This is a genomic window from Advenella incenata, from assembly GCF_004217095.1.
GTDB classification, from domain to species: Bacteria; Pseudomonadota; Gammaproteobacteria; order Burkholderiales; family Burkholderiaceae_B; genus Advenella; species Advenella incenata.
Map to the genome: position 1 here is coordinate 459900 of NZ_SHKO01000001.1, position 18891 is coordinate 478790.

General features: G+C 57.1%; 16 protein-coding genes. 9 read left to right on the forward strand and 7 right to left on the reverse strand.

Annotated features, from left to right (window positions below):
- Position 1 precedes the first annotated feature (1 nt).
- Positions 2-1546 (reverse strand): Re/Si-specific NAD(P)(+) transhydrogenase subunit alpha, encoded by a 1545-nt coding sequence (locus EV681_RS02070; RefSeq protein WP_130303194.1) that lies wholly within the window; start codon positions 1544-1546, stop codon positions 2-4.
- A gap of 56 nt (positions 1547-1602) precedes the next feature.
- Positions 1603-2403 carry an IclR family transcriptional regulator gene (locus tag EV681_RS02075; protein ID WP_128393704.1) on the reverse strand — a complete coding sequence of 267 codons (801 nt, stop codon included), beginning with the start codon at positions 2401-2403 and terminating at the stop codon, positions 1603-1605.
- A gap of 110 nt (positions 2404-2513) precedes the next feature.
- On the opposite strand from EV681_RS02075, the gene EV681_RS02080 reads away from it, so the two are divergent.
- The 6 genes from EV681_RS02080 to EV681_RS02105 all read left to right on the forward strand — a co-directional run bounded on the left by EV681_RS02080 (position 2514) and on the right by EV681_RS02105 (position 10006).
- The gene (locus tag EV681_RS02080) at positions 2514-3317 is read left to right on the forward strand and encodes an enoyl-CoA hydratase (protein WP_128393705.1); all 804 of its coding nucleotides are present in this window, start codon (positions 2514-2516) and stop codon (positions 3315-3317) included.
- The gene (locus EV681_RS02085) at positions 3314-5479 is read left to right on the forward strand and encodes an acetate--CoA ligase family protein (RefSeq protein WP_130303195.1); all 2166 of its coding nucleotides are present in this window, start codon (positions 3314-3316) and stop codon (positions 5477-5479) included. The genes EV681_RS02080 and EV681_RS02085 overlap by 4 nt, the downstream gene beginning before the upstream one ends.
- A gap of 236 nt (positions 5480-5715) precedes the next feature.
- Positions 5716-6705 (forward strand): Bug family tripartite tricarboxylate transporter substrate binding protein, encoded by a 990-nt coding sequence (locus EV681_RS02090; protein ID WP_128393707.1) that lies wholly within the window; start codon positions 5716-5718, stop codon positions 6703-6705.
- Positions 6705-7886: an acyl-CoA dehydrogenase family protein gene (locus EV681_RS02095; protein WP_130303196.1), complete on the forward strand. Its 1182-nt coding sequence runs from the start codon at positions 6705-6707 to the stop codon at positions 7884-7886. Before EV681_RS02090 ends, EV681_RS02095 begins: the two co-directional genes overlap by 1 nt.
- Before the next feature lie 2 nt (positions 7887-7888).
- A complete protein-coding gene (locus EV681_RS02100; RefSeq protein ID WP_242612109.1) occupies positions 7889-9148 on the forward strand; it encodes an acyl-CoA dehydrogenase family protein in 1260 nt (419 codons plus the stop codon).
- Between the two features lie 60 nt (positions 9149-9208).
- A complete protein-coding gene (locus tag EV681_RS02105) occupies positions 9209-10006 on the forward strand; it encodes a polysaccharide deacetylase family protein (RefSeq protein WP_130303197.1) in 798 nt (265 codons plus the stop codon).
- A gap of 47 nt (positions 10007-10053) precedes the next feature.
- On the opposite strand, the gene EV681_RS02110 is transcribed toward EV681_RS02105, so the two are convergent.
- Positions 10054-10665: a LysE family translocator gene (locus tag EV681_RS02110; RefSeq protein ID WP_130303198.1), complete on the reverse strand. Its 612-nt coding sequence runs from the start codon at positions 10663-10665 to the stop codon at positions 10054-10056.
- A gap of 120 nt (positions 10666-10785) precedes the next feature.
- Between EV681_RS02110 and EV681_RS02115 the strand changes: the two genes are divergently transcribed.
- Positions 10786-12333: an aminotransferase-like domain-containing protein gene (locus EV681_RS02115; protein ID WP_130303199.1), complete on the forward strand. Its 1548-nt coding sequence runs from the start codon at positions 10786-10788 to the stop codon at positions 12331-12333.
- Positions 12334-12487: 154 nt separating this feature from the next.
- On the opposite strand, the gene EV681_RS02120 is transcribed toward EV681_RS02115, so the two are convergent.
- Positions 12488-12817, reverse strand: coding sequence for a YegP family protein (locus EV681_RS02120; protein WP_130303200.1), 330 nt, complete (start codon positions 12815-12817; stop codon positions 12488-12490).
- Between the two features lie 344 nt (positions 12818-13161).
- Positions 13162-14811 (reverse strand): YdgA family protein, encoded by a 1650-nt coding sequence (locus tag EV681_RS02125; RefSeq protein WP_130303201.1) that lies wholly within the window; start codon positions 14809-14811, stop codon positions 13162-13164.
- A 127-nt stretch (positions 14812-14938) separates the two neighbouring features.
- On the opposite strand from EV681_RS02125, the gene EV681_RS02130 reads away from it, so the two are divergent.
- Positions 14939-15442 (forward strand): nucleoside 2-deoxyribosyltransferase, encoded by a 504-nt coding sequence (locus EV681_RS02130; RefSeq protein WP_130303202.1) that lies wholly within the window; start codon positions 14939-14941, stop codon positions 15440-15442.
- 53 nt (positions 15443-15495) lie between these two features.
- On the opposite strand, the gene EV681_RS02135 is transcribed toward EV681_RS02130, so the two are convergent.
- A complete protein-coding gene (locus tag EV681_RS02135) occupies positions 15496-16005 on the reverse strand; it encodes an SET domain-containing protein (protein WP_130303203.1) in 510 nt (169 codons plus the stop codon).
- On the reverse strand, positions 16002-16826 hold the full coding sequence (gene panB, locus EV681_RS02140; RefSeq protein WP_130303204.1) for a 3-methyl-2-oxobutanoate hydroxymethyltransferase: 825 nt from the start codon (positions 16824-16826) through the stop codon (positions 16002-16004). Before panB ends, EV681_RS02135 begins: the two co-directional genes overlap by 4 nt.
- A gap of 155 nt (positions 16827-16981) precedes the next feature.
- Here panB and ilvB point away from each other — a divergent pair, with 155 nt between their 5' ends.
- Positions 16982-18736, forward strand: a complete 1755-nt coding sequence (ilvB, locus tag EV681_RS02145) for a biosynthetic-type acetolactate synthase large subunit (RefSeq protein ID WP_128393718.1) — start codon at positions 16982-16984, stop codon at positions 18734-18736.
- Positions 18737-18891: the final 155 nt, after the last annotated feature.

The window sequence follows — 18891 nt, forward strand, 5'->3', positions numbered from 1 at the left end:
CTTATTCTCCTTTGCCTTTCATGAACATTTTCAGCATGCGCCGTGTAACGAGGAAACCACCGGCAATGTTAATGCTGGCAATGAGGATGGCGATAAAGGCCAGGATATTGACCAGGCCCGAGCCGTGGCCGATCTGCACCACGGCGCCGATCACAATGATGCCGGAAATGGCATTGGTGACTGACATCAATGGCGTATGCAGGGCGTGGCTTACGTTCCAGACCACGTAATAGCCGACAACGCAGGACAGGACAAATACAGTGAAGTGAGACAGAAACTCTGCGGGCGCATTGGTGCCGATCCAGGCAAAAATCACGCACACCAGGGCCAGGACGCCGAACTTGAAGGCGGGCGATTTGGGTGGCTTGACCGGCTTGGGCTCTATTTTCTTGGCTGCTGGCTTGCTGCCCGCTGCAGAGACCTGAATCGCCGGAGGTGGATAGGTAATGCTGCCGTTATGGACAACTGTCATATTGCGAAAAACAGTGTCTTCCTGGTCCAGCAGGATTTGCCCGTCTTTTTCCTTGCTCATGAGCTTGCTCAGATTAACAAGGTTGGTGGCATACAGTTGTGATGACTGGGCGGGCAGGCGGCCGGGCAGGTCGGTATAGCCAATGACCTTGACGCCGGAAGCAGTCGTGATGACCTGGCCGGGCTCGGTGTATTCGCAATTGCCGCCAGCTGCGGCAGCCATATCCACGATGACCGAGCCGGCGCGCATGGAGTCAACCATTTCACGCGTGATCAGCTTGGGAGCAGGCTTGCCGGGAATCAGTGCAGTGGTGATGATGATATCCACCTCTTTGGCCTGCTCGGCGAACAGCGCCATTTCCGCCTTGATAAACTCTTCGGACATGGTTTTGGCATAGCCGTCGGAAGACGAGCCGTTTTCATCGCCAAACTCCAGTTTCAGGAACTGGCCGCCCATCGATTCAATCTGTTCGGCCACTTCCAGGCGGGTATCGAAGGCGCGTACGATGGCGCCCAGCGATCCTGCGGTGCCAATGGCTGCCAGGCCGGCCACACCGGCGCCGATAACCAGCACTTTGGCTGGCGGCACTTTACCGGCAGCGGTGATCTGGCCGGTGAAAAAGCGTCCGAAATGATGCGCCGCTTCAATAACGGCGCGATAGCCGCCAATATTGGCCATGGATGACAAGGCATCAAGCGATTGGGCGCGCGAAATGCGCGGCACCATGTCCATGGCCAGCACGGTAATGCCGTGCTCAGACAGTTTCTGCACGAGTTCGGGATTTTGTGCCGGCCAGATAAAGCTGACCAGCGTGGCGCCGCTTTTCATGCGGGCAATTTCAGCGTCATCGGGCGCATTGACCTTATAGACCAGGTCTGATTGCCACACCTGATCGGCAGGGGCGATGCTGGCGCCTGCCTTTTCGTAGGCGGCATCGTCAAAGCTTGCGGCTGCGCCCGCGCCGGACTCAATCACAACTGTGAATCCCAGCTTGAGTAGCTGTTCTACCGAGGTGGGCGTGGCGGCAACGCGCGTCTCCCCGGCAAGTTGTTCTTTTACTATCCCTATCTGCATGCAGATCTCCTTTGTAGCTTCCCCTTTTGCGGGGCGTCAGTAACCGGAAAGTTACATCATACGGAGACTGACGTGTTTTGCAAGGCGATTGACGTAATCCGGCGTTTTTGCTGCCAGATTGTGCACTCGTCAATCAGCAGGCGGCCCATTTGCGTGCGTCGCTGGCCCGTCAGGCGCGGCGTGATCGCGCCAAAGCTGAAGGCCACCTGCGTGATGGCCGAGACCGAAAATGCATAACCCACCCCGGCAACGCCGGGCGTGATGGTGCTTTCAATCGAAGAATAGCCATTGCGCCGCGTCAGGTGGCATTTTTCCAGCAGCATGGGCAATGACAGCCCTGACTTTCGATACGTCTGTTCATGGCGTCGGTAGATCATCTCAATGTCGGCATCGGTATGTGTTGCCAGTAAAGCTAGACCGCCCGCGCCGATGCCCAGAAGCCGCTTTTCGCCGACGCCAATGGTGAAGATGCGTACCGGAAATGCACCATGTTCGCGAAGCAGGCACAGCACCTGATCGGCCTGCTGTATGACCAGGAAGACCGTATCTTCGGACAGACGCGACAGCTTCATGGCCAGCGGGCGCAATTGATCGATCACCGGCGCATGGTGCATGGTCGAAAACCCCATTTGCATGGCGTCGATGCCCAGTTGAAAGCGTTTGCCGTCGGTTTCGCGCCGAGCAAAATTTTCTTCAAGCAGGCAGGTGAGCAGCCGATGCGCTGTAGAGCGTTCCAGGCCGCTTAAGGCGGTCAGTTCGCTCAGCGTCAGGCCTTGTTCGTTGTGCTGCGCGATCAGGCGCAGCAGCGAGAGCGCGCGGCGGATGCTCTGCGCGCCGGCTTGCTGTTTGATGTCCATAATGTGGGAATTTATTAAAAAACATTTTGTATTGTAGGAGTGGTTGGTGCGTTAATGCAATCAAAAGCGATATTCAACAGACCCCGGCATGGATCATAAAGGAAGAGACAATGGGCTATCAGCATATAGAAGTATCGAATCAGGACGCCATACGGACGGTGACATTGGCACGGGCCGGGGCGCGCAATGCGCAGAGCCAGGCGCTGCTGGATGAACTGGACCAGGCCATGCGCGAGGCTGCTGGCGACGATACCGTCAGGGTTGTTATCATTGGTGGCGAAGGCGATCATTTTTCGGCCGGCCATGATTTGAAGGAAGCCCAGGCCAGCCGCGCTGATTTCAGTGTGGAGCAGCGCTGGGCCTACGAGTCGCTACGGTACTTTGATTACTGCATGAGAATCTGGGATTTTCCCAAGCCGGTCATCGCCCGGGTGCAAGGGGCCTGCGTATCAGGCGGCTTCATGATCGCCAATATGTGCGATTTGGTGGTCTGTTCCGACGACGCGTTTTTTTCCGATCCCGTTTGTCATACGCTGGCGGCGGCAGCCACCGAGGTCCTGATTCATCCATGGGTCATGGGATTGCGTCGCGCAAAAGAAATGCTGTTTACCGGCGAGCGGGTTACCGCCGAGCAGGCTTTGCAAATGGGTATGGTCAATCGGGTTGTCGCGCGCGCGCAACTGAACGAGGAAACCATGGCGCTGGCGCGACGGGTTGCAGCGGCGCCGCCGTTTGCCCTCACGCTGGTCAAAAAGTCGTTGAACCGGACGCTGGATGCACAGGGTTTGCGCACCGCACTTTCTGCTCATTTTGACGTTCATCAGCTGTCGCACATGAGCGACGAGTTTGCTCAAGTCAAGAAAAAAGGCCTGGCCCAGGCGATCCAGCGCAACAAAAGTGGTGACAGTGCATGAGTCTGGAACCGTTATTGAATCCACGTTCCATTGCCATGATCGGGGCCAGCGATAAGGCCGGTCGCATTGGCGGCATGCCACTGGAACTGTTGTCGCACTTCGGTTTTGCCGGGGAGGTCTATCCGGTCAACCCAAAATATGCCGAAGTGTTCGGTTATCGCTGTTATGCGCAGGTCGAAGATTTGCCTGCCGTGCCGGATCTGGCTGTATTGGCCATTGGCGCCCGTGATGTGACCGCCATGTTGCGACGCTGTCATGCCGTTGGCATTCGCGCTGCCGTGGTATACGCCGCAGGGTTTGCCGAAGAGGGCGCAGCAGGCTTGCTACTGCAGCAGGAACTGGTGCAGTTTTGCAAGGAAAGTGGCATGCAGGTGGCCGGCCCCAACTGCATGGGTCTGGCCAACCTGAATACGCGAGCGTTCACGGCGTTTGCCGCCATCTTCAAAACCGCCAGTATGCAAAGCGATACAGGCTGCGTCAGCGTGCTCACGCAAAGCGGCAATGTGTGTTCTGCGCTATACGGGCTGGTGCGTGCCCAGGATTTACCCGTTTCTCATTTCATCAATACGGGCAATGAGGCAACAGTGGATTTTGCACAGTATCTGGAATATCTGGCAGAGGATGCGCAGACCGAGATTGTGCTGGGGTATGTAGAACAAATTCGCGATGGCCGGCGATTCATTGACGCGTGTCGACGCTTTCAGGCGCAAGGCAAAGTGCTGGTGGTGCTCAAGGCAGGCGTGACCGAAAAGGGGGCGGTGGCCGTGCAATCGCATACGTCTGCTTTGGCGGGCGATCAAAAGATATACGAAGCAGCCTTTCGCGATCTGAATGTGATTGCTGCAGACGACTTCGCGCAAATGGCCAATATTGCTATGTTGGCGCGGCTACGGCATCGGACCGCAGGCGCGCGCATTGGTGTTGTGACCATGTCGGGTGCACTGGGTGCAATCCTGACCGATCGTTTCATACAGGCCGGCCTGCAGTTGCCCGATTTGCCCGCCGACGTACAGGCGCAACTGCGCCAGGGGATTCCCGCGTATGGCATGGTTGGCAACCCAGTGGATGTGACTGGCAATATTGTCAATGATCCGCAATTTATCGTGCAGGTGCTGCAAGCGCTGGCAGTGACACCGGCACTGGACACGGTGGTGATCAATGCGCCCGGGTATATGCTGGACCGCATGGCGCAGCCGCTGATTGAAGTTGTACAGAAATATCCGCGTCTTTTTGTTGCAATCGATACCGGCAACGCGAGCTGCCGTGACGCTTTGCGTGAGGCTGGCGTTGCCGTGTTCGATGATTTGGGACATGCGGTCAGGGCATTGGGCCCGTTTTTGACCTGGCAGCAACGGCGCGGCCAGTGGACTGCGCCAGTCGATGACACTTGTGATGGTCATGCGCAGATCGATGTGCAACCGGTGGCCGGGCGAACCAATACAGCGAGCAGCCATGCCCGGGTTGATGTGCCCAGTTTGCCTTGTCACGAAGGAGACGCCCGCCGTTACCTGGCTGGTTTCGGTTTGCCTGATCCGGATGTTCATATTGCCGGGACACGTGAAGAAGCAGCTGCGCTTGCTGACCAGTTGGGCGTGCCACTGGCGATGAAAGTGGTCAGCGCCGATCTGGCACACAAGACAGAAGCTGGCGGAGTGCTGCTCAATATCACGGGCGCGCAGGCTGCAGCGCAGGCATATGAGCAAATTCTGGAAAACTGCCGCGGCTATCAGCCAGACGCGGCGATTGCAGGTGTGATGATTACGCCAATGCAGCAAGGCGTGGCTGAACTGCTGGTGGGCGCCACCCGCGACCCTGTATTCGGACCGGTCTTGACGGTGGCACTGGGCGGAATCATGACTGAAATATATCGTGATACGGCACATGCCTTGCTGCCGGTCACGCACGGCGAAGCTGTGCAACTGCTGCGCAGCCTGAAGGCCTTTGCCTTGCTGGACGGCTTTCGTGGCCGGCCACGCGCAGACGTGGATGCTGCAGCACAGGCCATGGTGGCTGTAGGGCAAGCATTTGTGGCAGGCCAGCCGGTACTGGATCAGATTGAAATCAATCCGTTGCTGGTGCGGCAAGCCGGCTCGGGCGTAGCTATGCTGGATGCCCTGCTGATCGCAGATACCGCGGCGCTGGCATCAGTGGTGCAGGGGTGACCGTCCGGCAGCGGCCTGGTGCGCGTGGATGGTCTCTTCCGGTGGTGGCACTACTTTCTGCCCCAGTGTCCGGGCGGGCGCAGAGTTGATATAGGAATGGGTGAAGACAGGCATACAAACAAGAGGCGCAGAGGTATTCATAAGTACAGTTGTCATGAAAGTGACGTACCCGATAGGCAGTTGTGGCACCCACATGTAGTTTGAAGCAATTGATTAAAACAGAACGGAGACAGACAATGCAAAAAAAACGAACTTTACCCAAATGGATGAGCCCGGCTTTGCTGCTGGCAGCAGGTGCGTTGGCAATCTTGCCGCAAGCGGCGCGGGCGGCGTACCCGGACAAGCCCATTACGATTGTGATCCCCTTTGCTGCTGGCGGTGCTGCCGATACCCTGGGCCGATTGCTTGCCGACAAGATTGGCCAGAAGGTCAAGCAGCCGGTCATTGTGGAAAACAAACCGGGCGCAGGCACGCTGATCGCCTCGCAGCACGTGGCAAACGCCAAGCCTGATGGCTATACGTTACTGCTGGCCGCCTCTTCGCTGGGGACAATTCCCAGCATCAACAAGAACGTCAAATATGATCCGGTGAAAAGCTTTGTACCGATCACCCAGGTTGCCTCGGTGGTCCATGTTATCTCTGTCAATCCTGAGGTTCCGGTCAAGAATGTACAAGAGCTGATCGAATATCTGAAGAAAAATAAAGGCAAGGTGAGCTATGCCTCGCTGGGCACCGGCTCCTCGACTCAATTGGAAGCCGAGATGTTCAAGAATATGGCCAATGTCGACATGCAGGATATTCCTTATAAAGGCAGTTCGCTGGCGTTGACTGATCTGATCTCCGGGCGGGTACAGGTCATGTTCGATGCCTGGGCATCAACCGGGCCTTATGCCAAGGCAGGCAAAGTGAAGGTGCTGGCTGTCACGACGGACAAACCGTCGCCTTCCATCCCCGATATGCCAACCATAGCCCAGGCGGTGCCGGGTTTTTCTGCCATGCCCTGGTTGGGACTGGTCGCTCCCAAAGGTACGCCTGCCGAGGTCGCGCAGGTGATTTACACGGCCGTGCATGAGAGCGTGCAACAGGACGATGTCAAAGCGAAGTTCAAAACGCTGGGGCTGGATGTGATTGCCAGTGATCCGGCCACTTTTGGCCAGTTCATCAGCAAGGATGTCAAAACTTGGGGCGAAGTGATTCGCAAGGCCAATATTACGGTGAACCCATAATGACAGATGAAACGCTGCCACAAAGACCCGAGGCATTCCGTGCTTATGTCAGGGCGTGGATGGCGGAGCATTATGCGCAGTTCCAGCGTGACTGGCCCGGCAGGATTGATCCGGTCTCGCTGCACTACCGGCGAGCCTGGGAAGATACCCTGTGCCGCCACGGTTGGTCGGGACTTGGCTGGCCGCCGGAATATGGGGGCAAGGCGCTACCGCTTTCTCATCAGGCCATATATCTGGAGGAGTTGGCCCGCAGTGGGGCGCCTCTCGGGGTCAATCTGATCGGACATGGCATTTTCTCGCCGACGCTATTGCACTTTGGTTCGCCGGCGCAAAAGGCGCGGTATTTACCGGGCATTTTACGCAACGAAGCGATCTGGTGCCAGGGTTATTCGGAACCGGGGGCTGGTTCCGATCTGGCTGCGGTAACCAGCCGGGCGCGTAAAACGGACAGCGGCTATGTTCTGGATGGGCACAAAATCTGGACGTCCTTTGCCAATCTTGCTGACTACTGTTTTGCGTTGGTTCGCACCGACCCAAACTCACAACGACACCGCGGCTTGAGTTTTCTGCTGGTGGACATGCGCCAGCCCGGTGTCCGGGTCGAGCCCATCCGGCAACTGACTGGCGAGGCAGAGTTCTGTGAGGTGTTTTTTGAACAGGTCAACGTGCCATCGGACTGTCTGCTGGGCCAGGAGGGAGATGGATGGCGCATGGCGATGGCTGCCGCCAGCTTCGAACGCGGCACCTATTTCATTCCCCGCTTGGTTCAGTTCGAAGGCGAGTTGGGGCGGGTGCGTGGACTGATAGATAGCGTGGCGCACGGTTTGAGCCCGATCTCGCTGCAGAGCTACCGGCAACGCTGGGCAGCCTTGTTCGCCGACAGCATGGTATTACAGTTGAAATCACGTCGCGCTTTGCTGGCCGCCATGAACGGAGATCCGCCAGGCCCTGAAGGTTCGTCAACCAAGGTGCACTGGAGCGAGGCGCATCAGCGCATGCTGGATCTGGCGCTGGAATTGCTTGGGTTGAACCTGTGCGCGCCTGCCATGCAGATGCAGGCCGAAGCGGCATTCTTTGCGCATGCCAGCCTGTGGTCACGGGCCGAGACCATTCTGGCCGGCACCTCGGAAATTCAGCGCAACATTATCGGTGAAAAAGTACTGGGACTGGCTAAGGGATAGAGATGCAACATACCGATGACGATTTGCTGCTTGACCCGATCCGACGGTTTCTTGCAGAGCAATGCCCACTGACCACGCTGCGTAGCGCCTTGCCGACAGACAAATCACTCGCAGCGGGCGCATTAGGGCCAGCGCCCGGGTCGGCATCGCTGCCGAGCGGCAATATCGCCGCCGATGATGCCAGTTGTGATGACCCTATTTTTACCAGGCTGTGGTCGCAGTTGTGCGATCTGGGCTGGCCGCGGTTACTGGTGGGGGAAGCCCACGGCGGTATCGGACTGGGCATGCCGCAGGCCGTCAAGGTCATGGAGCTGGCAGGCAGCGCATTGCTGCCGCTGCCATTGGGCACGTGGATGAACACGAGCGCTTTTCTATCTGAGCAGGCGGCGCACTCCCCTATATCTGAATGGCTTGATCGCTGCATGCATGACGGACGCCTTGCAGGATTTGCCATCCGTTCTGGAGAAAACAGGCTGTTTGTGCCGTATTGTCGTCCTGACAGCCAGATATTGACCCTGAGTTATGCGCAAGGAAAAGTTTGGGCCAGGGTGGCCGAAGGTATTGCTGGCGGCCCCGGCATTGATCCTTTTATACGTAACGGCTGGCTGGAAGCACCTGCATGGCAAATGCAGGATGATTTCGCATGCGATAAGGTCAGTTGGGATGCCTTCGAGCTTCGTTCCCGTATGCTGGTGGCCGCCGAGCTATTGGGCGTGGCGACGCGGGCCCTGGATATTGCCAGTGCATACGCACGGGAGCGGCAGCAGTTTGGTCGTCCCATCGGCAGTTTTCAGGCGATCAAGCATCGGCTGGCCCAGGACTGGATCGATCTGGACAATGCGCGTTTGTTACTGACACAGGCTGCAGCAAGTATGGAGCCGGCAAATACAGGCCTGGCGCAGGCTGGTTATGAACTGCCAGATCAGCAAGCACGCAGCGTCGACGCGCCGGCCGCTCCCGCGTTGGGCACAGAGACTCCGGACGGGGTGGCCCAGGGTGCAAAGGGGGTGGCGGGCGCGGCATACATAGCCGAAACGACTCTGGTGGCGATATTGGCTGAACATACGATCCAGTTGGCTGCAAGCGCGGCCGTGAGAAACGCCCTGCAGGTGCATGGCGCGATGGGCATGACTTGGGAATGCGACGTGCATTTTTATCTGAAACGCGTGCATTTTCTTTGCGCCATGATGAATCATCGGCACACTGAGGCAGACCGGCTACAGCAGGTGTGGCAGCTTAGCGAGGATCGGATGGCCATATAAGCGCACAATATCGCTTGACGACAGCGGGGGCACTGGCTATTGTTATGGACCCGCTTGCCTGTGAAGATAAATATCACTGTGATTTCATGGTTCCGCCGCCACACGCTGGCCGCCCATTTTCTTGTCATTGCGCTTGCCGTGCTGTTGTATTCGCTGTGGCCGGTAGCCGCATTCCTGACCATTGCCCTTTATGTGGTCGTACTTGGCGTAGCCAGCATGAATATGGCAACCAATCTGTTTGTGGATACCCTCAGGCATGTTCATCCTGATGGGGGCGCAACCGGAGAGCCCGGCGGGCAGATTGCCATCAGTTTCGATGACAGCCCCACCGACGGGACCGCGCAGGTTCTGGCCATACTCAAAGCGCATGACGTGAAGGCGACGTTTTTTATTGTGGGCGCCCATGCGGCTGCCCGTCCGGACCTGTTGCGGCAGATCGTCCAGGAGGGGCATGCCATTGGCAACCACAGCTATAGCCACGCCCATACCCTGCCTTTTAAGCGGCCGGCCACGATTCTTGCTGACATACAGCGTTGCAGCGAGACCATAACGGCCATTACCGGCGTGACACCACGTATGTACCGACCCCCATTTGGTGTGGTTAACCCAGGGATTGGTCAGGCAGTGCGGGCCAGCCGGCTTCCGTGCGTGGGCTGGTCATTGCGCTCTTTCGATACGGCGACTGCCCGTCCGGCGCCCCTGCTGTCGCGTATCACAGGCAGACTGAAGCCTGGCGCCGTTGTGCTGTTGCATGATTACCCGGCGGTCACTCCGCAAATCCTGCCCGATCTGCTGCGGGAAATAAAGCGTAGAAATTTCACTTGTGTTCTCCTGTCGCCCGAGACGCTGCAACCCTGAGGCCGATTCCGTCACCGGACTGCCGCAGCGCACGCGCCTGAACGCGCTTATATGCCAAGATCGGCGGACACCATGGGTACGACAGAGGCAACGAGCAGCAGCGCCATCACGATGTTGAAGCCGCGTTGCGTTGCCGGCGTGGTAAACAGCCTGCGCATAAGGGTTCCGCCGAACATCCACACACTGATGCACAGCAGATTGATGACAATTGCCATCAGGGAAATCTGCAGCAGGGTCAGCTGTCCGATATTGTCCGGTACATAGATGCTGAACATGCTGATCACCATGATCAGGGCCTTGGGGTTGATCCACTGGAAAAGTACAGCGTTCCAGAAACCGAAAGGAGATGCTTCGTTCTGGACGGAAAGCGGCGTCGGGGTAATGGAAGCGATTTTCCAGGCCAACCACAGCAAGTAAGCCAGCGAGATGATTTTCAGCAGATCTATCAGCCAGCCGGCGTGCAGCATGACCCAATGCAGACCAAAAGACATCAGCACGATCATAAGCCCCATGCCTGCACTGATTCCCAGGCAATGTGGAATGGTTCGGCGCACCCCGAAGTTGACCGACGAGGACAGCAGCATGAGGTTGTTAGGCCCCGGGGTTACCGAAGAGACGGCAATAAAAATGGCAAATGCCATGAGCATGGTGTAAGTCATGAGAGTCTCGATACAGGTCTTGCGTGAACAGACACTATATGACAAGATACCGGTACAGTACCGATACAGTTATGTACTGTTTTTTCCTTCCTGTACTGCTGCTTTTACCGGAACAGATTGATGACAAGCCAGCCCAGCCCTCCCGTTCCTGCTCATTTGCTCAAGCGATCTGCTGCCAGCGATGGCTCTCGCAATGACCAATCCCAATCTACGCCCACAGGGGGCGTTGATGCCCAAGGCGATCTCGGCCCTCAAGCCCCGGGGGCGCCCCTGCTGGCGCATTGGCAACCGGTACGATCGAGTTCCCATACCCTGGTGGACCAGATTGTGGATCGTTTTGTCGTTTGCATTGAACAGAATGTGTTCAGGCAGGGCAGTCGCCTGCCGTCCGTGCGGCTGCTGGCGCAGGAATTGAATGTCAGTCGCTATACGATTGTTGAAGCGTATGATCGGCTGGTTGCGACCAATCATATTACGGCCAACGCCCGGTCCGGTTATTTCGTTCAGCATAAAAGACAGCCGGCAAGGGGCATCAAAAGCGGCGAAATCGTACCGATACCGTCCCAGGATAGAATTGATGTTCCCTGGATTCTGAATCGCCTTTTTTCGCAGCAGAACAATCTGGGTCTCAAGCAGGAGTGGCTGGATACCGAGATCGTTGCGCGTTCCATTCGCAAGGTGGCCCGCAAGATGCAGCCATCTGCGCTGATGTATGGCGAGCCCTTTGGTTTTGCACCGCTGCGCCAGACTATCATGGCCCAATTGGCTGCACACGACTTGCATGTGCAGCCGGCGGGCGAGGTGCTGCTGACCACCGGTGTGACGCATTCGGTGGACCTGTTGATTCGTCAACTGGTGCGGCCTGGCGATTACGTGGTGGTTGAAGAGCCGTGCTGGTTTGTCGTGTTTGCCTATTTGCGCATGGTCGGTGTGAACATTCTGACGGTGGCGCGAACCCCGCAGGGGCCCGATACAGCGCAACTGGAGGCGCATTGTCGCAAGCATAAGCCGGTTCTGTTCATCTGCAACAGCACCGTGCATAATCCAACCGGTTTCACCTTGAGCGCACGTGCCGCGCACGATGTGCTGCGGCTGGCCCAGCAATATGACATGTGGATTGTCGAGGACGATACCTACAGCGAACTGAGTGCGGGTCCACCGCTGCGTATCAGCACGCTGGATCAGTGCGAGCGCACGTTTCTGCTAGGCAATTATTCCAAGACACTGGGGGCTGCCATGCGAGTGGGCTTTATTGCCGGGCCTGCAAAGATTCTGAATGAAATAGCCATGCTCAAGCTGCTTTCCGGCTTGTCCACCTCAAGCCTGAATGAGCGTGTTATTCATGAAATCATTCACGGCGGGCATTATCGCTCTTATATAGAACGGCTGCGGCAACGCATCAATTGGGCACGCACCCAGATGCTGGAGCGATTGGGCGATCTGGGCTATGTCCTGGCTCAGCCTCCTGCAGCCGGGCTGTTTCTCTGGCTCGACATGTCCCGTGATGCCGAGCCACTGGCTCGTCAGTTGAATCAGCACGACATTCCAGCCACGCCCGGTTCCCTGTTTTATCCTGATCAGCGCGTCAGCACCTACCTGCGTCTGTCGGTCAGCAGTTATGATCATCCCCATTTATGGGATGCGCTCGCCGCCTGGCAGCAGGGCTGATCAGCGCCAGGCATGGCCGATTGACAAGGTTTTACCATTCGGGATGCGCAACGGGCAGGCCTGCGACATCATTGCCGGCGCTATTGAGCGTGGTTGCGCAAGCCAGCCAGCACGCCTGCCTCTGATTTACAAGGGGGAAGGCATTGAGTCAGATTCAGGCTTCGTGTAAGGGAGCAGTGGCAGCGTGATGCTTGACTGTGTCGGCTGCCTGCCTGGCGCCGTGGGGATCGGAAAATAGTGGGCTGCTGCCGATGATCTGGCCGTTGGCCGCTTTCAGATTGAAATAGGTCTTGCCATTGGCGGATTTTTCAAAGACGTAGCGGCTGTCCGTTCCTGCATTCTTGCGAACCGACTCGATCCCGTTTTTGGCCGAAGCAAGGGTCGTATAGGTTTCACTTCTGAGGACAGATGCGCCATCTGCTGCGTGCAGGGAAAAATGAAACTGGCCATCAACGGATTTTTTGAGTTCGAAAGAAGCAGACATAGCAATGAATTTCCTTGCAAGTGTAATTGAAAAAATACCGCATGAAAGAAACTGCCTGGCAAAGCATACTGCAAATTCGGGGAATATAAAATGAAATAATGTGCCTCGCATTCCGGCACGAGCACGTTGCGGGGCGGGACGCCGGGGCGCCACATCGTTTTGGGCCCGGTGCCGGATGGCAAATGTCATGTTGCGCTGCCAGATAATAGGCTGCGGTCGTGGGTGCGCTCACCGGCGCAACCCAGCGCGTTGCCGGCGCGTCTCGTTAGCCATGGGCTGTGCTGCTATTGGCCAGGCCATCGCCCCTTGTCGCTGCTGGCTTTCTTGCGCGACGCAAACTGTTTTCAGTCTTGCCTGGGGTCTTCTTGTTCAGGTACTTGCTGCTCGGGAACGTCGTGCTGAGGTGCTTGTTGCCCGGGTGCCGGCTGTTCAGGGGATTCTTGTCCAGGCGCGTCTTGCTGCACAGGGGGTGGTGTCAGTTGCCTGATTTGTAATTCGGCCGCCGCTGCACGTGTCTGCACGGCACTGACAAACCCGACCGGATCATACTGCTCGCCGTTCATCTCTACCGCGCCGGCAGAGGCCAGCGAGGGGTCGCCGTTAATATTCAAGCTCAGGCCAATCTCGTCCTGCTTACGGTACAGCAATTGGTTCCTGACCAGAATATCGATAATTGTGTCCAGCTTTTCTGCTGTCGTGGGCTCGGTGGTGGATCCGGGTGAGGGCAGAGCGCCGGATCCAAGCTGACTGACCCTGTCGGCGGCGCCTTGCGGCATGGCCTGGTCCGCCTGCATTTGAATCCGGACCGAGCGCAGGGCATTGAGCAGCAAGGCGTAGGGATCGTTACCAAACTGGGACAGCAGCGGAACCGGGTTGTTCAACGCCACGTTGATCGAGGCCTTGGCTGATCCTTCCGGCAGGGTCCAGGTAATGGGTCCTACAGTGAGTTCAGGCTTGCCCGAGAGCATCAGGTCCAGGCTGGCCAGCAAAGCCATCCATTGTTGTTGTGGTACTGCCTGGTCGCCGGGCTGGCCGGCATTGAGCAACTGTTGCCAGGCTTGCGTTATAAACTGCATGGCGCCGGCCCGCTCCAGTCCCGACGCGGCCACGGCATATTGCAGTTTGCCAAGATCGGTGCCGTTGATGCGGACCCGGTCCAATACGGTATTTTGCTGCAGCGCCAGCAGGCTGTCCTGGGTGTCCGCTTTTGAATCGGTCTGGTACCCGTCAATTTCCAATTTCGCATTGGCGCTGGCAAGCGAGAACGTTGCCAATGTTGATTGCTGGCGCCATAGCGGGTTCTTTGTATTGCGGCCGTCATAATGGGACGACATGGCAAGATCCCGGAAAATCAATGTGCTTGTGCCGTCTTCAGTTTTCGGTGGCGTAACCTGAATCAATGGCATGTTTCCGGAAAACTGGGCCACCTGGTTTGTTGCGTCCACTGTGCCTTCAAAATCCATGCCATCAAAATGCAGTTGTCCGTCCCGGGTATTATTGAAGGCCAGCGAGGCTACGCTGCCGCGATACCGCGTTTGTCCGTCTAGATGGGTGGTCAACAACAATTCAAGCGGTGGCTGCCCCTGGCTCAGTTCGAACAGTCGCGAGGTTTTTTCATTGTTGATCAGTGTGACGTGGCTGAGCGCCCGCACCGGTTCCAGCTTGCCCTGCTGCAGCCTGGACAGGGGCAGGGGACCATGTTCGACTTGCACGTTAAAGTCCAGCGAATGCGACTGTCCGCCATTGTCAATGCGCAGGGTCAGTGTGTAAGTGGATGAGAATAGGCCGGCATCTTTTTTCTCGGACGTCACTTGCACGGGCAGCCCGTTGCTGCGCAGTTGTGCGTTGATTTTCTGTGTGCGACGGATGACCTGTTCATCCACTTTTGTGCCGCTATACCATGTGCCACCGAAGTAGCCCAGTATAACCAGCAGCACAACGGCAGCCAGTGTCTTGGTGATTTTTTTGCCCATGATATTTGTGATGTGCAACATTCAATGATGTTGCGGCATGCCCCAATGAGTTTAATATTCCGGCTGCCCGATTGCAGGCGCAATGTTGCGGAATGTAAGATGTGGCTTGCGGGGAAATTGCCCGAATGAAACTGTGGATGAATTGTAAATGAAAAAAGTCTACCTTGCCGGCTTTGACGTCTTTCGGCCGGACGCGGCCAGCTATGGCCAGTGGCTCAAAACGTTATGCGCGCGTCATGGGTTTGCCGGGTTGTATCCGCTGGACAACGCCGCGCCACAGCAACTGAGCGGCGCGGCGCTGGCCGACTGGATTTACCAGGCCAATATCGCGCTGATCGAGCAAGCCGATTGTGTCATGGCCAATTTGAATCCCTTTCGCGGTCTGGAACCCGATTCCGGAACCGTGTTCGAGGTGGGTTATGCCGTGGCCAAGGGCAAGCCCGTTTGGGCCTATACCGAACAGGTACAACCGTTAGTGGCCCAGGCTGGCGTGCAGTCGCAGGATGGGCATGTTGTTGATGCGCAGGGTTACACGGTAGAGGATTTCGGGATGAATCTGAATTTGATGATTGCCTGCAGCACGCAGATTGTGCACGGTGATGCATTGGCGTGTTTGCAGGCGATGCAGGCACAGCAGGCAGGCGGATCATGATGCGGGAGGCGGGCCCGCAACAGGGTTCGTCATCCTGGCGGGTGCCTGGCTTTTTACTTGGTGCCTTTGCGCTTCGCCTTCTTTTTCTCGGGTAAAGCCAGCATGGTGCCGCGGCAGGCCAGCGCGCCGCACAGGCATTTGTACTGTTCGCGCAGTGTCTTGGTGATTCTGCCGTCCATGATCAACCCGTAATCATAGAAAAGTTCTTCGCCCTTCAGAATGTCGCGAATGGCGTATATGTATACGCGTTTGCCGCCGCTGCCTTCCTGCGTCTCGCAATTGGGATTGCAACTGTGATTGACCCAGCGCGAGTCGTTGCCACCATTGCCGCCGTCAATGATCTTGCCGCCACTGGTGGAAAAAAAGAAGGTGTGAAACGGATCATCAGGATTGACCGGGTGCATGTCATCGGCCTGTTTTGGACTGATGCGTTTGCCTGTGTATTCAATGATGCGCGTGCCTTGCGGTATATTGCGGGCAGCAAATACACCGTTGCCATGCAACGTGGATTTGCGCACGACATGCCAGGGTGGATTGGCGATATTTTTCTTTTTTTCGATCATTTTTTCTTGACGCCAAAACAATGGTCCAGTGTCGGGAAAGTGCCTTCGCGTACTTCATTGGCGTAGGCTTGCACGCCTTCGCGAATGGCTGCCTGCACGTCGGAAAACTGGCGTGCGAATTTGGGAATGCGGTTGGGCGTCAGATTGAAAATATCTTCTGCCACCAGGATCTGACCATCGCATTCGGGCGAAGCGCCAATGCCGATGGTAGGAATGCTCAATGCCTGTGTAATGCGGCGCGCCAGGGGCTCTGCGGTGCCTTCGATCACCACGGCAAAGGCACCGGCCTGTTCCTGTGCCAGCGCATCCTGATAGATGATTTCGGCCGCCTCATCTGACATGCCCTGGGCTTTGAAACCGCCCAAGGTGTTCAGATACTGAGGCATCAAGCCGATGTGCGCCAGCACGGGAATACCGCGGTCGACCAGAAAACGCGTGGTGGCAGCCAGCGGCGTACCGCCTTCATATTTGACGGCATCGGCGCCCGATTCCTTGAGCAGGAACGCGGCGTTGCGAAAGGCCTGTTCGGGCGACTCCTGATAGCTGCCAAAGGGCATGTCTACCACGACGCAGACATTTTGCGTGGAGCGCACCACGGCCCGTGCGTGGGCAGCCATCTGTTCCAGCGTGATGGCCAGCGTGTTCTCCATGTTGTAGCCGACCATCGCGGTGGAGTCCCCGATAAGAATCATATCCAGGTACTCGTCCAGCACCCGGGCAAAGGGCGCGGTATAGGATGTGAGCGAGACGATTTTTTTCTGGTTTTTGTAGGCCCGCAATTGCGGGACGGTAATTCGTTTTGCTGTGGTATGCACACTCATCAAAAGCACCTTTCTGGAAATACGGCTGGCCGCCTGCGGCCACATGGCGAAGGGGTAAGTTTACCGTGTAATCGCGGGTTTACTGTCAGTGCATGACAAAAAGGATATTATTTAAGCTTCTCTATGAAAACCTGTCTGTCAGTTGGATTTGAATAATGAACACACCCCAGAACGATACGCCCGCCTTCAACGGCGCCCGGTTGATGCTTGAAACCCTGATTGCAAACGGGGTCGATACCATTTTCGGCTATCCCGGGGGTGCCGTATTGCCGCTGTACGATGCGCTGTATTCCGAGCCGCGCATCCATCACGTGCTGGTTCGCCACGAACAGGCTGCCATGCATGCGGCCGAGGGGTATGCGCGCTCGACCGGCAGGCCTGGCGTCGTACTGGTCACCTCCGGACCGGGCATGGCCAATACCACCTCAGGGTTGCTCGATGCACTGTGCGATTCGATCCCGGTCCTGTGTATCAGCGGACAGGTGGCAACCAGCGCCATCGGTACCGATGCCTTCCAGGAGTGCGATGCGGTGGGTATTTCCCGGCCGGTCACAAAATGGAACGCCCAGATCAAGCGTGTTGAAGACGTGGCTGCCATGACCGCCAAAGCCTATAACATGACGGCTGCCGGCCGGCCCGGGCCGGTGCTGATTGATTTTCCCAAAGATATCCAGATGGCGCAGGCGCCGCAGGAGCCGGAGAGCGAAGTGATCGAGCCCGCCGTCAATACGGCAGGCCAAATGACCTCTTCTGTAATGCAGGCGGCCATCAAGCGCGCCGCTTCGCTTATTGCCAATGCCAAGCGCCCGGTGTTTTATGGCGGTGGCGGTCTGATCAATTCCGGCCCGGATGCCTGCGAGGTCTTTGCCAATCTGGTCAGTTACACCGGTGCGCCATGCACGCTCACGCTAATGGGGCTGGGCGCTTTTCCGGCCAACGACAAACAGTTCGTGGGCATGCTGGGCATGCATGGAACGCTGGAGGCCAATCTGGCCATGCATCATGCCGATCTGATCGTGTGTATCGGTGCTCGCTTTGATGACCGTATTACCGGGCGTCTGTCAGATTTCTGTCCCCATGCGGTCAAGATTCACCTGGATATCGATCCGGCATCCATTGATAAAGTGGTGCGGGCAGACGTCGCGCTGGTAGGCGATTGTTATCCGGTGCTCAAGTCACTGTTTAATGAGGTCAAGTCGCTGGAGCGCGAACCCGGGTTGATCGACGATTGGTGGACGCGCATTGAAAAATGGCGCAGCACCAACTGTCTTGGCTTTACGCCGTCGGATGACGTGATTCTGCCGCAGCATCTGCTGGCAACGGTCAATGACCTGATTGAAGGCCGGGATGTGATCGTGAGCACCGACGTTGGCCAGCACCAGATGTGGGCCGCGCAGTACCTGAAGTTTCGTGAGCCCAATCGTTGGCTGACCTCGGGCGGCGCCGGCACCATGGGGTACGGCGTGCCTGCCGCGATCGGCGCGCAAGTGGGCAATCCGGATTCACTGGTGGTTTGCATCAGCGGCGATGCGTCAGTACTCATGAATATCCAGGAGCTGTCGACCGCAATCCAGCACGAGACGCCGGTCAAAGTGATCCTGTGCAACAACCGGCATATGGGCATGGTCCGCCAGTGGCAGGAACTGATTCACGAGGGGCGCTATAGCCACAGCTACAACGCTTCCATTCCCGATTTTGTCGCGCTGGCCACGGCTTTTGGCTGGGGGGCCGCCACGGTGTCTGATCCACTGCAGCTGGAAGATGCCATCCGTGACTGCTTTGACTATGACGGTCCTTATTTCCTGAATGTGGAAGTGCAGCCGCAGGAGAACTGCTTCCCCATGATGCCGGCTGGCTACGGACATCAGCAGGTCATGCTTTCTGAGGATACGTGGTACGTGGAAGAATAATTATGACGGCGTGTCCTGTTTGAACTGCAGCCCGGTCATTGTTATGGCCGGGCTTTTTTTTGATATGTGGGTTCAATGCGCTTTGACCATCGCCTTAAATACCACTCTTCGTTTCAATTGCATCTGTGATTGCGCCGCCTTTTTCCTATGACATT